This window comes from Rhodoblastus acidophilus (genome assembly GCF_025961575.1).
Taxonomy (GTDB): domain Bacteria; phylum Pseudomonadota; class Alphaproteobacteria; order Rhizobiales; family Beijerinckiaceae; genus Rhodoblastus; species Rhodoblastus acidophilus_C.
The window spans coordinates 1-18,554 of the sequence record NZ_JAOQNX010000020.1; the positions used below are offsets into that span (position 1 = coordinate 1).

At 64.3% G+C, this 18,554-nt stretch carries 17 protein-coding genes; 7 read left to right on the forward strand and 10 right to left on the reverse strand.

The features are described from left to right. Positions 1 to 222 precede the first annotated feature (222 nt). Entirely contained in the window at positions 223 to 1,698 is a 1,476-nt protein-coding gene (locus M2320_RS14515; RefSeq protein ID WP_264597896.1) for a hypothetical protein, read from the forward strand. Here the strand turns inward: M2320_RS14515 and M2320_RS14520 are convergent. Further along, complete coding sequence (locus M2320_RS14520; RefSeq protein ID WP_264597897.1) at positions 1,691 to 2,224, reverse strand: isochorismatase family protein; 534 nt, start codon at positions 2,222 to 2,224, stop codon at positions 1,691 to 1,693. The genes M2320_RS14515 and M2320_RS14520 overlap by 8 nt on opposite strands. 510 nt (positions 2,225 to 2,734) lie before the next feature. Here M2320_RS14520 and M2320_RS14525 point away from each other — a divergent pair. Continuing rightward, positions 2,735 to 3,460, forward strand: coding sequence for a hypothetical protein (locus M2320_RS14525; RefSeq protein ID WP_264597898.1), 726 nt, complete (start codon positions 2,735 to 2,737; stop codon positions 3,458 to 3,460). A 405-nt stretch (positions 3,461 to 3,865) separates the two neighbouring features. Here M2320_RS14525 and M2320_RS14530 read toward each other — a convergent pair whose 3' ends face one another. Next, positions 3,866 to 5,167 carry an HlyC/CorC family transporter gene (locus tag M2320_RS14530; protein ID WP_184426826.1) on the reverse strand — a complete coding sequence of 434 codons (1,302 nt, stop codon included), beginning with the start codon at positions 5,165 to 5,167 and terminating at the stop codon, positions 3,866 to 3,868. A 6-nt stretch (positions 5,168 to 5,173) separates the two neighbouring features. Beyond that, a complete protein-coding gene (aroB, locus tag M2320_RS14535) occupies positions 5,174 to 6,931 on the reverse strand; it encodes a 3-dehydroquinate synthase (RefSeq protein WP_264597899.1) in 1,758 nt (585 codons plus the stop codon). A gap of 77 nt (positions 6,932 to 7,008) precedes the next feature. Between aroB and M2320_RS14540 the strand changes: the two genes are divergently transcribed. The 4 genes from M2320_RS14540 to M2320_RS14555 all read left to right on the forward strand — a co-directional run bounded on the left by M2320_RS14540 (position 7,009) and on the right by M2320_RS14555 (position 11,768). Further along, the gene (locus M2320_RS14540) at positions 7,009 to 7,152 is read left to right on the forward strand and encodes a histidine kinase (RefSeq protein WP_184426822.1); all 144 of its coding nucleotides are present in this window, start codon (positions 7,009 to 7,011) and stop codon (positions 7,150 to 7,152) included. After that, entirely contained in the window at positions 7,149 to 8,105 is a 957-nt protein-coding gene (locus tag M2320_RS14545) for a tyrosine recombinase (protein WP_264597900.1), read from the forward strand. The genes M2320_RS14540 and M2320_RS14545 overlap by 4 nt, the downstream gene beginning before the upstream one ends. A 169-nt stretch (positions 8,106 to 8,274) precedes the next feature. Further along, entirely contained in the window at positions 8,275 to 9,972 is a 1,698-nt protein-coding gene (locus tag M2320_RS14550) for a methyl-accepting chemotaxis protein (RefSeq protein ID WP_264597901.1), read from the forward strand. A gap of 98 nt (positions 9,973 to 10,070) precedes the next feature. After that, positions 10,071 to 11,768 carry a methyl-accepting chemotaxis protein gene (locus M2320_RS14555; protein ID WP_264597902.1) on the forward strand — a complete coding sequence of 566 codons (1,698 nt, stop codon included), beginning with the start codon at positions 10,071 to 10,073 and terminating at the stop codon, positions 11,766 to 11,768. On the opposite strand, the gene metW is transcribed toward M2320_RS14555, so the two are convergent. Both metW and metX read right to left on the reverse strand, forming a co-directional pair. After that, entirely contained in the window at positions 11,765 to 12,388 is a 624-nt protein-coding gene (metW, locus tag M2320_RS14560) for a methionine biosynthesis protein MetW (RefSeq protein ID WP_264597903.1), read from the reverse strand. The two genes, M2320_RS14555 and metW, sit on opposite strands and share 4 nt — an antisense overlap. Next, entirely contained in the window at positions 12,385 to 13,464 is a 1,080-nt protein-coding gene (gene metX / locus M2320_RS14565) for a homoserine O-acetyltransferase MetX (RefSeq protein WP_425540688.1), read from the reverse strand. The genes metW and metX overlap by 4 nt, the downstream gene beginning before the upstream one ends. A 235-nt stretch (positions 13,465 to 13,699) precedes the next feature. Here metX and M2320_RS14570 point away from each other — a divergent pair, with 235 nt between their 5' ends. After that, entirely contained in the window at positions 13,700 to 14,539 is an 840-nt protein-coding gene (locus M2320_RS14570; protein ID WP_264597904.1) for a chorismate mutase, read from the forward strand. Here M2320_RS14570 and M2320_RS14575 read toward each other — a convergent pair. The 5 genes from M2320_RS14575 to ftsE form a co-directional block, all read right to left on the reverse strand. Then, positions 14,533 to 15,558, reverse strand: coding sequence for a DUF2125 domain-containing protein (locus tag M2320_RS14575; protein WP_264597905.1), 1,026 nt, complete (start codon positions 15,556 to 15,558; stop codon positions 14,533 to 14,535). The genes M2320_RS14570 and M2320_RS14575 overlap by 7 nt on opposite strands. A 68-nt stretch (positions 15,559 to 15,626) precedes the next feature. After that, entirely contained in the window at positions 15,627 to 15,995 is a 369-nt protein-coding gene (locus M2320_RS14580) for a hypothetical protein (protein WP_264597906.1), read from the reverse strand. 57 nt (positions 15,996 to 16,052) lie between these two features. Beyond that, on the reverse strand, positions 16,053 to 16,823 hold the full coding sequence (locus M2320_RS14585) for a lysophospholipid acyltransferase family protein (RefSeq protein ID WP_264597907.1): 771 nt from the start codon (positions 16,821 to 16,823) through the stop codon (positions 16,053 to 16,055). Positions 16,824 to 16,877: 54 nt separating this feature from the next. Next, positions 16,878 to 17,822, reverse strand: coding sequence for a cell division protein FtsX (locus M2320_RS14590; RefSeq protein WP_264597908.1), 945 nt, complete (start codon positions 17,820 to 17,822; stop codon positions 16,878 to 16,880). Positions 17,823 to 17,829: 7 nt separating this feature from the next. Continuing rightward, complete coding sequence (ftsE, locus tag M2320_RS14595; protein WP_184426801.1) at positions 17,830 to 18,492, reverse strand: cell division ATP-binding protein FtsE; 663 nt, start codon at positions 18,490 to 18,492, stop codon at positions 17,830 to 17,832. Positions 18,493 to 18,554: the final 62 nt, after the last annotated feature.

Consider the following 18,554-nt stretch of genomic DNA (forward strand, 5'->3'; position numbering starts at 1 on the left):
CATCCACAGGCCGGAGACATGACCGCACCCGAAATGTTCATACCACGCCAAGAAAACCCTTGATCTAGGGGCGCCGTCCAGACAGGACAGGAACGAATTGCGCCCCCAGATGCGTTCCGCTCCTTTGTCGCCTCGCGCGCAATTCGATCCAGTCCCCGAAACCCGAAACCGTCCCTTCATCATGCTGGGCTTAGATGACTTGTCTCAACGTCATGAAGCCAGATGACTCGCGGAAAAGTATTTGTACTGCTGAGCCTCGCCGTGCTCGCCCTGACCCTGGCGACGCCGATCCCGGCGCTGTCGGATTTTTTGAACCATTTGACGCGCATGCATCTGCTTGTCGCCGAGCGCGCCGGCGATCCCTCGCCTTATTACGCCGCCGCCTGGGGCTTTTATCCCAATCTCGCCATGGACCTGATCGTGCCGGAGCTGGCGCGCTTTTTCGATGTCGACACGGCGGCGCGGTTGTTTGTGGCGGTGTCCCAGGGGCTGCTGCTTTCCGGCGCGGTCGCCATCGAGCTCGCGGTGAAGCGGCGGTTTGACTATTCCGGTTTCGTCGCTTTGCTGTTCGCCTATTCCTTTCCCTTCGCCTGGGGGTTTGTGAATTTTTCTTTCGGCCTCGGGATCGCCCTTTGGGGGATCGCGGGCTGGATTTTTTGGCGCGACAAGCTGGCGGCGCGCTTTGTCGTGCATTGCCTGTTCGTCGGCGCTTTGTTCGTCGCCCATCTGTTCGCGCTCGGGCTCTATGGGTTTACGCTCGGTGTCTATGAGCTGTGGCGCTTTTCCGTGCGGCGCTCTGTGGGGGATTTTGTGGGGGCGCTGGCTGTGCTCGCCGCGCCCGCGCTGGTCGCCGGCGCCGCCCTGATTTTTTTCGGGGGCTCGGTCGGGCAGGCCGGGAATTCCTGGGATTTCGGCTTCAAGCCGCTGTGGCTGCTGGTCGCCGCCAATGGCTATAGCACCGCGTTTTCGACGCTGATTTTCGCCTTTCTGGGCCTGGTCGCCTTGCGGCTGCGGCGCACGCAGGGGCTTGTCGTGGAACAGGCGGGGGCTTGGCTCGCGGCCGGTTTCGCCTTGCTCTATCTCGCCACGCCGCAAATGCTGTTCGACACCGCTTATGTCGATGTGCGCGTGATTGTCGCCGCCGCCTTGATCCTGCCGGGTTTTTTCAGCCTGCGCTTTCCCGATCCTGTTTGGGAGCGGCGGGCTGGGCTCGCCGGTTTGGCGCTCATCTGCGCCAATCTGGGTTGGGTTGGCTGGCTGTGGACCTCTTATCGCGCCGATTACGCGGCGATGATCCAATCCTTCGGTCAGATCGACCGGGGCTCAAAAATTCTGGTGGCGCGGTCGCAGGAGGAATCGCCGTTCAGCGGCCAGACGCTGGAGCCCATGGTTCATGCGCCGACGCTCGCCGCCTTTTATGACAAGGCGCTGGTGTCCTCGGTGATGGCGCTGAAGGGCAAGCAACCCCTGATGTCGCGGCCCGGCTTCGAAGAGCTCAACATTCAGGACGCCGGCAGCGTGACCGTCGACGATCTCGCGCGGATCGCCGGTGAAAAATCCGGGCTGTTCGCCGGCTGGCCGCAAAAATTCGCGTTTTTGTACGTGATCGGGCCGCCGGGCGAAAACCCGCTGCCGGGGCTGGTGGCGCCGCTGCGGGTCGAGCGGCGCTTCGCGCTTTATCGCATAAAGCCTATTTGATCAGGGCGCTCACCGCGCGGAAATCAGGGTTTTCGGCGGTCTGCGCCCATTCGAAGGCGACCATTTCGGTGGTGACGATTTCGGCGCCGTGGTGGGCCATGCGCGCCAGCGCCGCCGCCTTGTTCTCGGGCGCGCGCGAGCCGATAGCGTCCTGGACAACAAAAGTTTTGCGACCGGCGGCGATCAGGCCGAGCACGGTTTGCAGCACGCAGACATGCGCCTCGCAGCCGGCGACGACGACTTGGGCGTCTGTGGGGATGTTTTGCAGCACGCCTTCGGCGCGGCAGGCGTCGAAGGCGAGTTTGGTCATGACTCGCTCGCCCTCGACCGGCAGGTCGGGAACGGTGGCGCCCAGGCCTTTTGGGTACTGCTCGGTGAACAGGCGGGGGACATTGAGGAGTTTGGCGATCTCCAACAATTTGCCGGCGTTGCGGATCGCGGCCTCGGCCTCGTGTATCGCCGGCATCAGCCGCGCCTGGAAATCAATGACGAGGAGCAGGGATTTGTGCGGGTCGATGGTGAGCATTTTTCCTCGAGGAGGGACGGGGTTTTGGATTTTGGCCCAGTCGTAGCATGGGAATGCGGCGGGGTCGCCTGGGGAGGGGAGGAAACGGCGGAGAGCCGGACATTGCAACGCCGGACCAGAGGCGTATTATCTTGTTTAATGTTGTGTCCAACGGCCAAATAGGATGAGTACAAACTTCTTTGATAAACTGTGGCCATACCTGTTTATCGGAACCGTTGCGTTTAGCGCGTTGATTGCATTTGTAGAAATTTTCCTAAAGGACTCAAGAGAGTTCGTGAATGTCAAACGATCCTTGGCGAGGCCAATCATTATCTTTTCCGCGATTCTGGTCCTATATGCGATATTTTCGCCTACGTTTTGCGAAAATGTGAAGTGTAGGGGCCATGGAAGTCTCGATCATATAGTCGTCGCGCCATCAAAATGATGAGAGCAAAGGACCCTTCGAAGCGTGCAATCAGCAATGCTGATATAAATATTGTAGATCATTCCGAAACCAGCGAAGTATGACGCATGACGCTACCTCTTGTTTCGCCGTTGTTAACCGGGTTGATCAACATCGCTCGAGAAAAATATAAGGCGGAAAACGAAGCTTGGGTACAGCTATCTCTCCTTCTCTCCGGCCGGTTCAATTTGGACGCGGCACTTATTAGCCTCCAGTGGCAAGGGGAGGTCGATATATTATTGAGATGCCTTGAAGACGAAATTAATATAAAGAGTAATGCGTCAGAACCTGATTTTTCCAGCCACTATCTATTAATGCTTTCGGAAACGTGGGTCGTAGGCTGTTACGAAATACTTCGAGCGTTTTATCAACGGGATCGAGACGCTGCTAAAGCCGGGATGCCGAAATCCGGAGTATCCGATATAGATGAATTCAGGCTGATTTTTAATGAATTCGAAATCTTACGAATGCCCATGGCAAAATACGAGATAGCAAAAGACTACGAGTTAAAACACCCTCTGCCTATGTGGGGGGTGGATGACGACGAATCTAAACCGCCAGAATTCTATGATCCTAAAGATCCCAGTCGATTCCATATTATGCCAAGAGGATTGTCGCCGCGTGGTTCGGCTCGGTGGCTCGCGTTTGATGTCCGAAATTCGCGGCAGCATGGGGTCGAGCGTCGTGATCTCGCGGATCGCCTGTTATCGTTGCTTAAGTCAGTGAAAGGTGCTGGTGAACTCGAGGCCGAGCAAAACGCTGCTTCGCAGGATTTGGCGCGGTTGGGGCGATAGGGCGCATTTGCTTCAACCGTCGCCTTGAGCCGACCTCTTCCTTTCGGCTGCCGGCAACGGTCATGTTTCTGACCGCGTTCGCGCGTCGGTGTTGCTAGCGGCGCCACCGGGCGGTTGTAGCACTGTGTTCAAAAGCTCGCAAAACCGGTGAATTCTTGCGAATTTCGCGCGAAAAAGCTGCAAAGAGCGCGCGATTCTTGCGTGTTCAACTTGACGGTTGTGTACAATATCTGCTCCTGGCTGCGCAGGAGCGCCAGCGCAACGGTTTTATTCTAGCGGACGATTTCTGTTGCGGAACAGTCCGTTAGGCGACGGTTTGGCTCCAAAAATGTTTCACGTGGAACCATATGGTGGACAAAATCTTGCGGTTGCTGCGTTTTCACCTTTGATCGCGACATTAAAAGCTTATTTTCGCGCCTCTGTTCCGGGCGGCGTCAGGCGCAGGAGCGTGATGCGGTTCTTCTGTTTGCGCAAAACCTCGAAGCGGAAGCGGTGAAACACGAATTGCTGGCCCTGGTCGGGGATGGTTCGCGCTTCGTGGATCACCAGGCCGGCGATGGTGGTCGCCTCCTCGTCCGGCAATTCCCAGGTCATGAAACGGTTGAGGTCGCGGATCGGGACGGAGCCTTCGACCAGGACGGAGCCGTCGGGCTGGCGGCGCACGCCGATCATGGCGACGTCGTGCTCGTCGCGGATGTCGCCGACGATCTCTTCCAAAATGTCTTCGAGGGTGACGAGGCCCTGCACGTCGCCATATTCGTCCACCACCAGGGCGAAATGGGTTTTGCGCTTGCGAAACGCTTGCAGTTGCTCCTCGAGCTGCGTGGTTTCGGGGACGAACCAGGGCGTGGCGATAATGGAGTCGAGTTTGACCTTGTCGATCTCGCAGCCGGATTCCGCCAGGATGCGGAGAAAATCGCGGGCGTGGAGCACGCCGACGATATTGTCGGGCTTTTCGCGCCACAGGGGCAGGCGGGTGTAGGGGGAGTTGACGACATCGTTCAAAATGTCGGCCGGCGGGGCGTCGGCGTCGATGGTCAGCATTTTGGTGCGATGGACCATCACGTCGGAGACGGTCAGCTCCTTCAGGTCGAGCAGGCCGCCGAACATGTCGCGGTCGTCCTTGTCGACGCCGCCTTCCCGGTGCATCAGGTCGACGGCGCTTTTCAGCTCCTCCTGCGGGGTGAGCAGGTTTTTGACGTGGCCGGGGCGCAGGCCGGCGAGATGCAGCACGCCGCGCACGATGAGTTCGACGATGAACAGGATGGGGCCGAAGGCCGCGACGAAAAAGGCGGTGATCCGCGCCACCGCCAGCGAGAACGAGTCGGGATAGGTGATCGCCACCGTCTTGGGCATGACCTCGGCGAAGATCAGCAGCAGCACGGTCATGGAGGCGGTGGCGTAGATCGCGCCCTCGGGGCCGAACACCGCCACCAGCACCGTGGTGAGAAAGGCGGAGGCGCCGATATTGACCATGGTGTTGCCGAGCAGCATGGCGCCTATCAGCCGGTCGCGCCCGGCGAGCAGGCGCAACACGATTTTCGCCCTTGCGTCGCCCTGCTTTTCCAGGGCGTGCATGCGGGCGCGCGACGCCGCCGTCATCGCTGTCTCCGAGGCGGCGAACAACGCCGACAGCAGCAGGCAGGCCAACAGGATCGCCGCGGCGATCCAGATGTTCACCGGCAGGGGGTCGCCCGCGCCATGCATGGAAAATCAGTCTCCGTTGCGCAATTCGTCTTCGAGGAAAACCCGGACTTTTGCGACATCGACATTCTTGGCGATGAAACTTTGTCCGATGTCCCGGGCGAGGATGAAGGTGAGCGCGCCGCGCTTGACCTTCTTGTCCTGGGCCATGGCGGTGAGGATTTCATCGACGTCGCAGGGTTTTGACAGCGCCTGGCGGATGCGCGTCGGCAGGCCGACGGCGCGCAGATGCGCCTCGACCCGCTCGGCGGCTTCCGGCGGGCAAAAGCCTTCGCGGGCGGAAAAGCGGAAGGCGCAGGCCATGCCGACCGCGACGCCTTCGCCATGGACGAGGCGGGCGGAATCGTAGCCGACGATTTTTTCCAGCGCGTGGCCAAAGGTGTGGCCGAGGTTGAGCAGGGCGCGGTCGCCTTGCTCGGTCTCGTCGCGGGCGACCACGGCGGCCTTGGCCTCGCAGGAGACGGCGATGGCGTGCTCCAGCTCAGGTCCGCGGGCGAACACCGCGGGCCAGTGGCGCTCCAGCCAGGCGAAGAAATCGGGGCGGTCGATCAGGCCATATTTGACCACTTCGGCATAGCCGGCGGCGAATTCGCGCGGCGGCAGGGTGGCGAGGCTGCCGGTGTCGGCCAGCACCAGCGAGGGCTGGTGGAAGGCGCCAATCAGATTTTTGCCATGGGCGGAATTGATGCCGGTCTTGCCGCCGACGGACGAATCGACCTGCGACAGAACGGTGGTCGGGATCTGGACGAAATTCATGCCGCGCCGCAGGCTGGCGGCGGCGAAGCCGGTGAGGTCGCCCATGACGCCGCCGCCGAGCGCGATCAGCAGGTCGCCGCGCTCCACGCGCGCCTCCAGGGCGGCTTCGCAGAGTTGCTGGAAATGGGCGAAATCTTTCGTCGATTCGCCGGGCGGCAGGATCAGACGGTTGTGGCGGATTCCGGCGGCGTCGAGACTGGCCTCGAGCGGCGCGAGCCAGAGCGCGCCGACATGGGCGTCGGTGACGATGAACACGTTTGCGCCCGGCGCGAGCTGCGCGATGCGGGCTCCGGCCGTGGCGATCAGGTTGGGGCCGATCAGAATGTCGTAGGATCGGTCGCCGAGCGCGACCGCGACGTGGGCCGCCGCGGGGGGAAGGACGAGCGTGTTCATGTCGGCTGCGAATTCTCCTTGCTTGGCCAGATGCGCGTCGAGCGCCTGCATGATCTCTTCGACGATGACTTCGTGCGGCGCGTCGCGCGATTGCGCGGCGATGTCGGCTTCCGCGTAGATGGGATAGCGCTGGTCGATCAGACGGCGCATGACGCCCTCGGGGTCGTCGTTTTGCAGCAGCGGCCGGGTCGGGCGTTTTCGCACGCGACGCATCAGCACGCCGAATTCGGCCTGCAGCCAGATGGACACGGCGCGTTCGCGGATGAGGTCGCGGGTGCGCGGGTCGATGAACGCGCCGCCGCCCGTGGCGATGACGCGCTCACCCTCGCCGATCAGGCGGGCCAGGACGCGCCGCTCGCCGTCGCGAAAATAGGGCTCGCCATGGGAGGCGAAAATCTCTGAAATGGTGAGGCGGTGGGCCGCTTCGATCTCGTGGTCGGAATCGACGAAGGCGAGGTTGAGGCGCTGCGCCAGCCGCTTGCCTATAGAAGTCTTGCCCGACCCCATCATGCCGACGAGCACGAGGGGGCGGCCGGCGAGCGCGGCGACGATTTTTTCCGCAAGCAAATCCCTCGCCGGCGGCGCTTCCGGCGTCGGGGCGATGACTTGATCCGACATAGTCGCTATGTACTATCACGCCCCGTCCCTGAAAATAAGCGGCGGCGGCGTGAAATCTTAAAGGGATTGTCCGCGACATGCCCAGCCTCATGCGCCTCCTGTTCTTCGTCGGCCTGTTCTGCGGCGTGATTTTCGTCGCCGCGGCCGCGCTCGTCGCCTTCGTCGAACCGGCGCCGCGCGAAATCAGCCAGACGGTCAAGCCGGATCTGTTGAACAAGTGACGGCGGGGCCCGGCCCGCTCGCGGATTTTCTGGCGTCGCTCGCCGCCGAGCGCGGGGCGGCGAAGAACACGCTCGACGCCTACCGCCGCGACCTCGCGGATTATCTGGCGCATCTTTCCGCGCGAGACCGCGACGTCCTGACGGCGACGCCCCAGGACATTCGCGACCATCTGGCCGCGCTGGCGCAGGCCGAGCTGAAACCGTCCTCGACCGCGCGAAAACTATCGGCGATCCGCCAGTTCCACCGGTTCCTCGCCGCCGAGGAGCTGCGCGCCGACGATCCCGCCGCTTTGCTCGAGGGGCCGCGCCAGGGTCGGCGGTTGCCGAAGATTTTGAGCGTCGAGCAGGTCGACCGGCTGCTGGCCGTGGCGCGCGAAGGGTTGGATGATGCCGGGCGGCCCAAGGACGAGCTTTTGCGCGCCCGGCGCGCCGCCTGTCTGCTCGAGGTGCTGTACGCCTCGGGCTTGCGCGTTTCGGAGCTGGTGTCGCTGCCGCTGTCGGCGGCGCGGCTCGCCGCAAAAAGCCTGGACCAGGGCGGCGGCTTTCTGACCATCAAGGGCAAGGGTGGGCGCGAAAGGCTGGCGCCGCTGACGCCCGCCGCCTGCGCGGCGCTGATCGCGTACCGAAAACTGCTGCTGGAGCTGCATCCGGGCGCCGCCGCGCAAAAATGGCTGTTCCCGTCCGAAGGCGAGAGCGGCCATCTGACCCGCCAGGTTTTTGCGCGCGAGCTGAAATTTTTGGCGGCGGCGGCGGGGTTGCCGCCCGCGAAAGTCAGCCCGCACGTGCTGCGGCACGCCTTCGCCAGCCATCTGCTGCAAAACGGCGCCGACCTGCGCATCGTGCAGGAGCTGCTGGGACATGCGGATATCGCCACGACGCAGATCTACACGCATTTGCTCGACGACCGCCTGAAGGCCATGGTGCGCGACCTGCATCCGCTGAACGACGCGTGACGCTCGCGCCCTGCCGGAGCGTTTAGGCCTTGTTCATCGTTCCCGCATAGGTTGCATTCTTGCAATGCCCCTTCAGTTTCGTCCGACCGCCGCCGTGGCGCTTCGATAGCGCTTGGGTTCGCGACGGATGAGCCATGGCGAATCCCTCCCGTTGACCCGGAGACAAGACGTGACGTTCTGGCGCAATCTCGGCATAGGCAGGAAAATCATCGCCGCGCTCACCGCGCTCGTGGTGATCTCGGCCGCCATCGGCGGCCTCGCCCTGACGCAGATGTCGGCGATCAACGACAAGGCCGCGGATATCCGCGAGAACTGGCTCCCCTCCCTGAATGCGGCCTCCAAGCTCCAATTCACGCTTGCGCGCATGGGACGCGCCGAAACGGGCTTGATGCTCGCCTTGCACGCGCATCGCGACCCCACCCAGATCGCCGCGGAATACAGAACGAGCCTCGACAATGTCGAAAAGGCTTACAACGCCTACAAGCCGCTGATCACGGCGAACACGGAGGAGGCCGCGCAGATGGCGGCCTTCGCCGAAGCCTGGCCCGCATACCGGAAGCTCACGGAAGACATCGCGGATCGCGCGCTCAAGGGCGACCTCGAAGGCGCCGTGGTCGATTCCTTGACGGTGAGCACGCCCAAACGCATGGCCATGCAGGCGTTCCTGACCAAGAGCGCCGATTTCAACGAGGCGGAAGGCCAGAAGGCCGCGGCCGCCGGCGCCTCCATCTATGAAAGGGCGCGCGTCGTGATGCTGGCGGCGCTGGCGCTCGCCGCGGTGATCGGTGTTTTGGCCGCTGTCGCCCTGGTCGCCGGCGTGGTGCGGCCGCTGGACGCCACCACCCAGGCGGTGGAAGAGCTCGCCGCCGGCAAACTCGATGTCGCAATCGTCGATGACGGCCGCAAGGACGAGGTCGGCGCCCTCGTCCGCGCGCTCGCCGTGTTCAAGGCCAATATGGCGCAAGCCCGCACGCTCGAACGGGAAGCTTCGGAAAGCCGCGCTCGCGCCCGCGAGGAGCGCCGCGCCGATGCGCTGAAGATGGCCGAGGAGTTCGATCGGAGCGTCAACGGCATTGTCGCCGAAGTGGCCAGGGCCGCCGCCGAGTTCCAGGCGACGGCGCGCATCCTCAGCGATTCCGCGGTGGCGACCGCGAGCCAGGCCGAAGCCGTCTTGGCGGCGTCGGAAAGCTCGTCCGCCAATATCGGCTCGGTGGCCTCGGCGACCGAGGAGCTCACCTATTCGGTGCAGGAGATCAATGGGCAGGTCGACCAGTCCCGGCAGATCGCCGGCGAATCCGCGCAACAGGCCGAAAGGACCGATGCGCAGATGCGCGAACTCGCCCAGGCCGCTGAAAAGATCGGCGGCATTGTCAGCCTGATTTCCGAAATCGCGGGACAGACCAACATGCTCGCGCTCAACGCCACGATCGAGGCGGCGCGCGCGGGCGAAGCCGGGCGCGGATTCGCCGTGGTGGCGCAAGAGGTGAAATCGCTCGCCGAGCAGACCGCCAAGGCCACCGCCGAAATCGCCGGCCAGATCGGCGACATCCAGGCCACGGCCCAGCGCGCGGCAGGCAACATTTCCGGAATCGTGCGCACCACCGAGGAAACCAACCGGGTCGCGCAGAGCATCGCCGCGGCCGTGTCCCAGCAGGGGGAAGCGACCACAGAGATCGCCCGCAACGTCCAGGAGGCCTCGAAGGGCGCGAAGGCGGTCACCGAAAACATTGGCGGCGTTCTGAGCGCCGCACAGCAAGGCTCCGCCGCCTCGACTCAGATGCTGGCCTCGGCGCAGACGCTGTCGCAACAGTCCGAGCGGCTACGGCGCGAGGTCGACGGCTTCCTCGCCAACGTGCGCGCCGCCTGAGTGTTTGTGCGCGCCATTCCATCGGCGCGCGACGCCACAAGCTCCCGACAACCTTGACGGGATAAAGGAGTGCAGACGCCCGAACGATGAGGCGAACAATGCATTTCTGGCGCGATCTCAGCATTGGCAAGAAGATGATTGCGGCCCTTGCGGCCCTGACAATGGTCGTCGCCGGACTCGGCGGCGTGGCCCTGATGCAAATGGCCGAGATTAACGCAAACGCCACCGAAATCCGCGACAACTGGTTGCCGTCGGTCGGACAGGCCAGCGTTCTCCGCCATTCCCTCTCGCGGCTCGCCCGCTCCCAGACCGAAGCCCTGCTGACCCTTGCGTTCCAGGGCGACGCCGCGACCGCGCAAGCGAAATTCGGGGAGATGGTCGAGAATGTCGACAAGGCCTATGAGGCCTACAAGCCGCTGATCATTCCCAAGGGCGGCGATGAGGCGTTGATGGCCGAATTCGCCCGTGTGTGGCCGGACTTCAAGGCCCAGTCTCGCGCCATCATGCAGCGCGCGGCCTCCGGTGATGTTGAAGGCGCGTTCCATGACTATATCGGTCCCGCGACCGCACAACGGCTGCGCCTACAGGACACGCTGGAAAAGGTCGTCGCCTTCAACAAGACAGGCGGCAAGCAAGCCGCCGACGCGGGCGCCGCCACCTATTCCGCGGCGTTCTGGCACATGACCGGCGCGCTGCTCGTCGCCATGGCGATTGCGGGCGCCTCCGCGCTCGGCCTGATTGCGACCGTGGTGCGCCCGCTCGGCCGGGCTACCGAAGCTGTCGGAAATCTCGCGCGTGGAAAACTCGACATCGACCTCGCTGACGACGGTCGCGCCGATGAGGTTGGCGCGCTCACGCGCGCGCTCGCGGTGTTCAAGGGCAACATGCTGCAGACCCGGGAGCTCGAAGCGGCCGCCGCCCGCACCCAGGCGCGCGTCGAGCAGGAGCGGCGCGCCCATGCGCGCGAGCTGGCGGAAGCTTTCGATCGCAGCGTCAACGCCATTGTCGCCGAGGTCGCCCGCACCGCCGCCGAATTCCAGGGAACAGCGCGCGTCCTCAGCGATTCCGCCGTGGAGACCGCGAGCCAGGCCAAGACGGTCGCGGAGACATCGGAACATTCGGCCGCCAATATCGGCTCGGTGGCCTCAGCCACGGAGCAACTCACCTATTCCGTGCACGAGATCAACGGCCAGATCGACCAGTCGCGGCAGATCGCCAGCCAATCCGCTGATCAGGCGGAAAAGACCGACGCGCAAATGCGCGAACTCGCCCAGGCGGCCGAAAAGATCGGCGGCATCGTCAGCCTGATTTCCGACATTGCGGGGCAGACCAACATGCTCGCGCTCAACGCCACGATCGAAGCGGCGCGGGCGGGCGAGGCCGGTCGCGGCTTCGCCGTGGTGGCGCAGGAAGTCAAATCACTGGCCGAGCAGACCACCAAGGCCACCGCCGAAATCGCCGGGCAGATCGGCGACATCCAGGCCACCGCTCATCGCGCGGCGGAGAACATTTCCGGAATCGTCCGCACGACCGAGGAGACCAACCGCGTCGCCTCCACCATCGCCGCCGCCGTCACCCAGCAGGGCGAGGCCACCTCGGAAATCGCGCGCAATGTGCAGCAGGCGTCAAAGGGCGCGCAGGCCGTCGCCGACAATATCAGCGGCGTGCTCTCGGCGGCGCAGAACGCTTCGGCGGCCTCGACGCAAATGCTCGCTTCGGCGCAGACCTTGGCGCAGCAGTCGGACCGCCTGCGCCGCGAAGTCGATGGTTTTCTCGCCTCGGTGCGGGCGGCTTAAGGCCGCTTGCGCTCCAGCAGGAAAAGGGCCTGCTCGCCCAGCAGGTTCCACGCCCACCAGGGCGCGTCGAACCGCATCTGCGCCCCCTCCTTGTCGAGCGCCATGGCCTTGACGATGCGCGCCTCCACCAGTTCGGCCAGCGAGACGAAGTCCCGAATCGAGCAGAAGTGGATGTTCGGCGTCTCGTACCAGGCGTGGTCGAGATTGGAGGTCATGGGCATGCGCCCGCGCGCGGCGATCTGCCAGCGGATGCGCCAATGGCCGAAATTGGGGAAGGAGACAATGGCGCGCTTGCCGATGCGCAACATCTGCTCCAGCACGAGTTTCGGATTGCGCGTCGCCTGCAGCGTTTGTGACAGGATGACGTAATCAAAACCATTGGTCGGATAATCCGCCAGATCAATGTCGGCGTCGCCCTGCACCACCGACAGGCCCTTGGCGACGCAATCGTTCACCCCTTTTTGCGAAATCTCCATCCCGCGGGCGTCCACGCCCCTTGTGTCGGCCAGAAGCCGCAAGAGCTCGCCGTCGCCGCAGCCGACGTCGAGCACGCGCGCGCCGGTCTCCACCATATCGGCGACGAGCAGCAGGTCGATACGGGTCGCGGGCTTCGCATTCATATGTCCAGCCCTCGGGCCCGCGCCGCCCCGGCTAGAAAGCCGCGCGTCGTCGCGATGAAATCGGGCTCTTCGAGCAGAAAGGCGTCATGGCCCTTGTCTGTCTCGATCTCGACGAAGGAGACGGAGGCTGCGGCGGCGTTGAGCGCATGGACGATCACCCGCGACTCCGACGTGGTGTAGAGCCAGTCCGAGGTGAAGGAGACCACGCAAAACCGCGTTGGCGAATTCTTGAACGCCGTCGCAAGCGACCCGCCGTAATCCTGGGCGAGATCGAAATAGTCGCAGGCGCGCGTGACATAGAGATAGGAATTGGCGTCGAAGCGGTCGACGAAGGTCGAGCCCTGGTGGCGCAGATAGTTCTCCACCTGGAAATCGGCGTCGAAGGAAAAGGTTTTTTCGGTGCGGTTCTGCAATTTCCGGCCGAACTTGCGCTGGAGCGCCTCTTCCGAGAGATAGGTGATGTGGGCGGCCATGCGCGCCACCGCCAAACCCTTGGCCGGACGCACGCCCTCCTCGAGATAGCGGCCGCCGCGCCAGTCGGGGTCGGCCATCACCGCTTGGCGGCCGACTTCATGAAAGGCGATGTTTTGCGCCGAATGGCGCGCCGCCGCCGCGATGATCATCACCGAAAACACTTTGTCCGGAAAGGACGCGGCCCATTGCAGCGCCTGCATCCCGCCCATCGAGCCGCCGGCGACGCAAAACAGGGTCTCGATTCCCAGGCGCTCCACCAGCATGGCCTGCGCGCGAACCATGTCGGCGATGGTCACGACGGGGAGGTCGAGCCCATAAGGCTTGCCCGTCGCCGGATTCAACGAGGCCGGCCCAGTTGTGCCCATGCAGCCGCCGAGCACGTTCGAGCAGATGATGAAATATTTTTCGGTGTCGATCGGCTTGCCGGGACCGACCAGCGCCGACCACCAGCCCGGCTTCCCCGTGACCGGATGGACGCTGGCGACATGCTGGTCTCCGGTCAGCGCGTGGCAGAGCAGGATGGCGTTCGATTTGTCGGCGTTGAGCCGTCCATAGGTTTGGTAGGCGATGCTGAACGGCGCCAGCATCACCCCGGCCGACATGGCGAGCGGCTGCGAAGCGTCGAAATGCGCGATCAGGCTTTGCGGGCGGTGGGCCTCGGCATTGCTGGTCAAGAAATCAGTCAAATCGTTCTGCCCTGTTCGCTTTTCCGAACGAACCGTTTTTTATATAGGATAGCGGCATGACAACGGTCAAGCGAAGCGTCGCGGGCATTTGCCAGAATGGTTTCGGCGCCTATACAGGGATTCACAGAAAGAGGATCGGGGCGTCCCTGAAATGAGCGAGACCAAAGCCGAAGGCCTATCCGACCTGCGGGCGGAGATCGATCGGATCGACCGCGACATGCATGCGCTGCTGATGCAGCGCGGCGAGATCATCGACCGGCTGATCGCGGTCAAGGCCCGGCAGGGCGGCGGCTCCGCCTTTCGGCCCGGCCGCGAGGCCGACATGATGCGCGAGATCGCCTCGCGCCATCACGGCCGCCTGCCGCTCGACACGGTCGAGAGCATTTGGCGCGTGATCATTTCGACCTTCACTTACGTCCAGTCGAATTATTCGGTTCACGCCGACCTGTCCGGCGGCGATGCGGCCATGCGCGATTCCGCGCGCTTTCACTTCGGCTTTACGGTCCCGCTGGTCGGCCATGCGACGCCAGAGGGGGTGATCGCGGCGGTGGCGGGCTCGCAGCGGCCGGACGGCGGCGGCGATCTCGGCATGATCCGCGCCGGTTTCCACGCCGAGGACGACCGGTGGTGGGAGCGGCTCGCCGCCGCCGACGCGCCGAAAATCATCGCGCGCCTTCCCTTTGTCGAGCGTCCCGGCCATCCCGCGGGAACGCCGGTCTTCATCATTTCCAATCCGCTCGCAGAAGCCGCCGCAACCGACGTCGCGCTGTTTTCCGCTCGGGGAACGACCGCGCCGGACGCCAGCGGCTGGCGGGCCTTGGGCTGCGAGATTCTTGGGCAGAGCGAGGGTGACGGTTTTTCTCTGCTGCTGTCGGTCCCTGGCGACAGGACTGTTGAACGCTTGAAAAATCTTCCAGGCGGCGGGGCGCTCGAAACCATCTCGTGGATTGGCAGCCACGCGGAGCGTTTCGCGCTTTCTCCTGATCAGTAAAGCGGAGCCAAGGCCCCAACCCGTAAGGGTCCGACAAAAACGCCGCCCTGCGCGAGACGCAAAGTCAGCGCGATGCTGTCGTCCCCCGCCTTGGCGGATTGCGTCGGCCCGCTTCCTAAAAGCGCGCCCAGGAGCGCGCCGGCCGCGTCCGGCGCGAGCGGCAGGCCGAGGCGCGCCGCGAGCGCGCCCGCGCCACGCGCCTTGATGTTGAGCGTACCCGTCAGCCGGCGCGCGTCGTCGAGACCCAGCGCGCCATCGAATTGGGCGCTCAGAGCGCCCCAACGCCATTCCCCCTTGTCAATGCGCGCCGTCCCTTGCGCCTGGCGCCAATCCTCAAGGGCCTGCCGCCAGTCGTCATTGGGCGGCAGCAGCGGATAAAGGTCGCCCGAGACGGCGATGGCGCTGGGCGCCGAATTCCCGAGCAGGTTTTGCAGGATCGGCGCGGTCACGCCATCCGCGCCAGCTTCGACCCGCAGCGAATCGACGCCGTCCCGCGAAGAAGGGTGGGCGGAAAAGCGCAGCGTCTGCACGTTGAACGCCGGTCCGGCTTGGAAAACCTCGGGACGCCAGTCGAGCGCGCGGCCGTTCACATTCGCCTCGGTGAGGCCCCGCGCGTCATCCCAGACAAAATCAAGGGTCGCGCCGTCGTGGCGCAGCTTGGCGAAGCCGCCATTGGCGTTTTGCAAGGCGGCGGGGCTGGAGAAGCTCAGGGTGACGTGTTCGGGCGACCACAGGTTGGCGACGCCCTTGACCTCTTCATCGACAAAGACCAGGGCGTCGGCGCCGCCCGACAAAGGCGCCTTGAGATTCTTGCAGGTCAGTTTCAAGCGGAAGGGAAAGCCGCCGATCTCGCTGGCGCCGCACAAATCCGCGAGGGACGCGCCGTTGAAAGCGGGCTGGTGCAGATAGTCGCCGAGCTTTTGCGCGCCGTACAACCAGCCGAAGCAAAAGCCGAGCGTCAGGACGGCGGCGGCGGCGAGCAGAATGCGCGACGCAAGACGTGACAGAACGGCGGCCATGAATCCCTCGCGACGCGATCGAACAGCGGCTCTTTTGCCAAGTTCTGCGACAAATGTCTGCCTGTTTGTCAGATCGCGAAAATGGGAGCCGGCCGCAGGTCGGCCGCCGCGGCGTCTCGCGCGTCCTGCGTTTCAGCAAGAAGGTGGACGTGAAAGGCGGTCGCGCCGCACCTGCGCGCGCGCCGCGCCCAAAGGGCGAAATCGTCGCCGCTGGCGTCCGGCTGGAACACGAAAGCGATCGCCGGGCCCGACAAACTCGGGCGCACGGCGGCGACCACCGCGCGTCTGCAATCGAACGCCGGTTCGTCCGTGATCGGATGGATCGAACAGATGTAACGCCGCCCGGACCGGCCATGCCACGAGCAGAACAAGTCCTCCAGCACGGTCGCGCGCAGGGAGGCGAGGGGGCGGCTGGATTGGTGAGCGGCAAGGGTCATTTTGTTCTCATGGGCGATGCGTCACGAGAATAAAAAAAGAACAGAACGGGAATAAAGTCAAGCGACGTTTGCTGCTTCTCTTGGCGCGAGGTTTTTGGCGAGGTCGGGGATCTCGGCAATGGCCTCGGCGATCAGGCGGTCGCTCGCCTCTTCAATCGCGTTTTGGAGTTTGGGCAGAAACTCTGAAACCGGCAGTCCGGGCGGGATCGCCGGCAGGAATTCAATGACGATCGTGCCGGGATAGCGCATGAACTTGCGACGCGGCCAGAACAGGCCGGAATTGAGCGCCACCGGCACGCAGGGCGCGTCCTCCGCGCCGTAGAGATGCGCGACGCCCGCCTTGTACTGCGGGGGCGCGCCGGCCGGACGTCGCGTGCCCTCCGGAAAGATGAAGATCGCGCGCCCCTCGGCGAGGGCGACGCGCGCATCGGCGACCAGCTGTTTCAGCGCGGCGGAGCGGCTCTTGCGATCGATGGCGATCTGGTCGGCGCGCAGCAGATATTGGCCAAACAGCGGCAGCCAGGTGAGCTCGCGCTTGAGAATGTAAGTGAAATCCCGCAGCTGCGTGCACAGCGCAAAGGTCTCCCAGGCCGACTGGTGCTTGGCGGCGATGATGCAGCCTTCGCGAAGCAGGTTTTCCTTGCCGCGAAACTCGACTTTTGTGCCGCAGATCTTGTCCATCAGCCAGAGCGACGACCATCCCCAGTAATGCGCCAACCGGATGATCGTCAGCCGGCCGAAAAACATGGTGGGAAGCCCGAGGATCAGCAGGACCGCCAGGTTGACGTAAAAGGCGATGTTGAAGAGGAGCGAGCGCAGGAAAAGCATGGCGCCTGTTGTGCCGCACCGCATGCGGATTGCAAGCGTTTTTCCTCGGATGCGTCAATCGAGCCGCCGCAGGCTGCGCAGCACGATGATCCGCGACATCAGCGCCGTCAGCGCCGCCACGCCGAGCGACAGCGCGGCGATCGCGGCAATGCCGTTCCAGCCGAGGGCGAAGGCGCCGAACATGGCCTCGGCCTGTTCACCGCCAGCGCTGGTGATCCAATGCCGCGACATCGCGCCCAGCGCGAGAAACAGGCTCGTCGCGGCGCAGCCGCCGACAAGTCCGCCGCGCAGGCCGAGGCGCAGGAAATGACGCTGGAATTCGGCGGCGATGAACGAATCGGCCGCGCCGACATAATGCAGCGCCTGGATGATCTCTTTCGCCCCGGCCATGGCGCCGCGCGTGGCGAAGCCGACCGCCAGCCCCATGGCGGTGAGCACCAATGCGAATACGCCGAGCGCGCTGGCGACGACCACATCCGCCATGCTGGTCAGCCGCTGCATCCAGACGGCGTGATTGTCCAGATTGGCGTTGGGCAGGGCCGCGTCCAGCGCCGAGCGCAGGCCGATTTCGTCGAGCGGCTTTGTGTCGTCCCGGCGCAGCGTGATCAGCCGGGGCACGGGCAATTGGCCGAGATCGACGCCGGCGCCGAGCCAGGGCGCGAGCAATTCCTCGGATTGCGCCTTGCTGAGCGGCCGCGCGTCGCTCAGGCCGGCGAAATTGGCGGCGACCTCGACCGCCTTGCGCGAATCCGCGTCGAGGTCCCGACCCGGGCGCGGCATGATCTGGATGGTCATTTCCACGCCCACCTGCCCGCGCCATTCGTGCGAGGCCTGCGTCAGCAGCAGGGCGAAACCGGCTGTGAGCGCCGCCAGAAACGTCATGATGGCGATGACCACGGCCAAAGCCGCGCCGGCCACCGACGAGGCGGGCACCAAGGGGGTCGTCGCCCAGTTTTCTTCGGGAGCGGCGTCGTCGCGGCGCATCGGGAAACTCACCATGGCCGCCTCAATCGTAGATGTGCAGACGGCCGTCGCCGAGAACGAGACGGCGCGCCCCGTCGAACTGGTCCATCAGGTTGAGGTCGTGGGTTGCGATCACGACCGAGGTGCCGGACTTGTGCAATTCCTGGAACAGGCGCAGCAGGCGTCGCGCCATCACCGGATCGACATTGCCGGTCGGTTCGTCGGCGAGCAGCAGTTCGGGTCGCATGATCAGGGCGCGGGCGATCGCCGCGCGCTGCTTCTCGCCGCCGGAAAGCACGGGCGGATAGGCGTGGAGCCGCTCGCCCAGTCCCACCCAGTCCATGAGCTCCAGCACCTCGGCGCGGTAGGAGGTCTCGTCCTTCCCGAGCACCCGCAGGGGCAGCGCGACGTTCTGATAAGTGGTGAGGTGGTCGAGCAGCCGAAAATCCTGGAACACCACGCCGACCTTGCGCCGCAGACGCGTGACCGCGCTCTTGTCGAGGGCGGCGGAATCCTCGCCGAACAAAGTGATGAGGCCGCGCGTTGGACGGAGCGCCAGCAGGATGAGCCGCAACAGCGTGGTCTTGCCCGCGCCGGATGGTCCCGTCAGGAACTGAAAGGATTGTGGCGCAATGTCGAAGCTGAGGTCGCGCAGGATTTCCGCGCCCATTCCATAGCGGAGACCGACATTCTCGAACCGGACCAAATTACGCTCCCCGACGGCGCCGACGCGAATCAGCTCATTAACGTGCCATTAACCATAGCAGC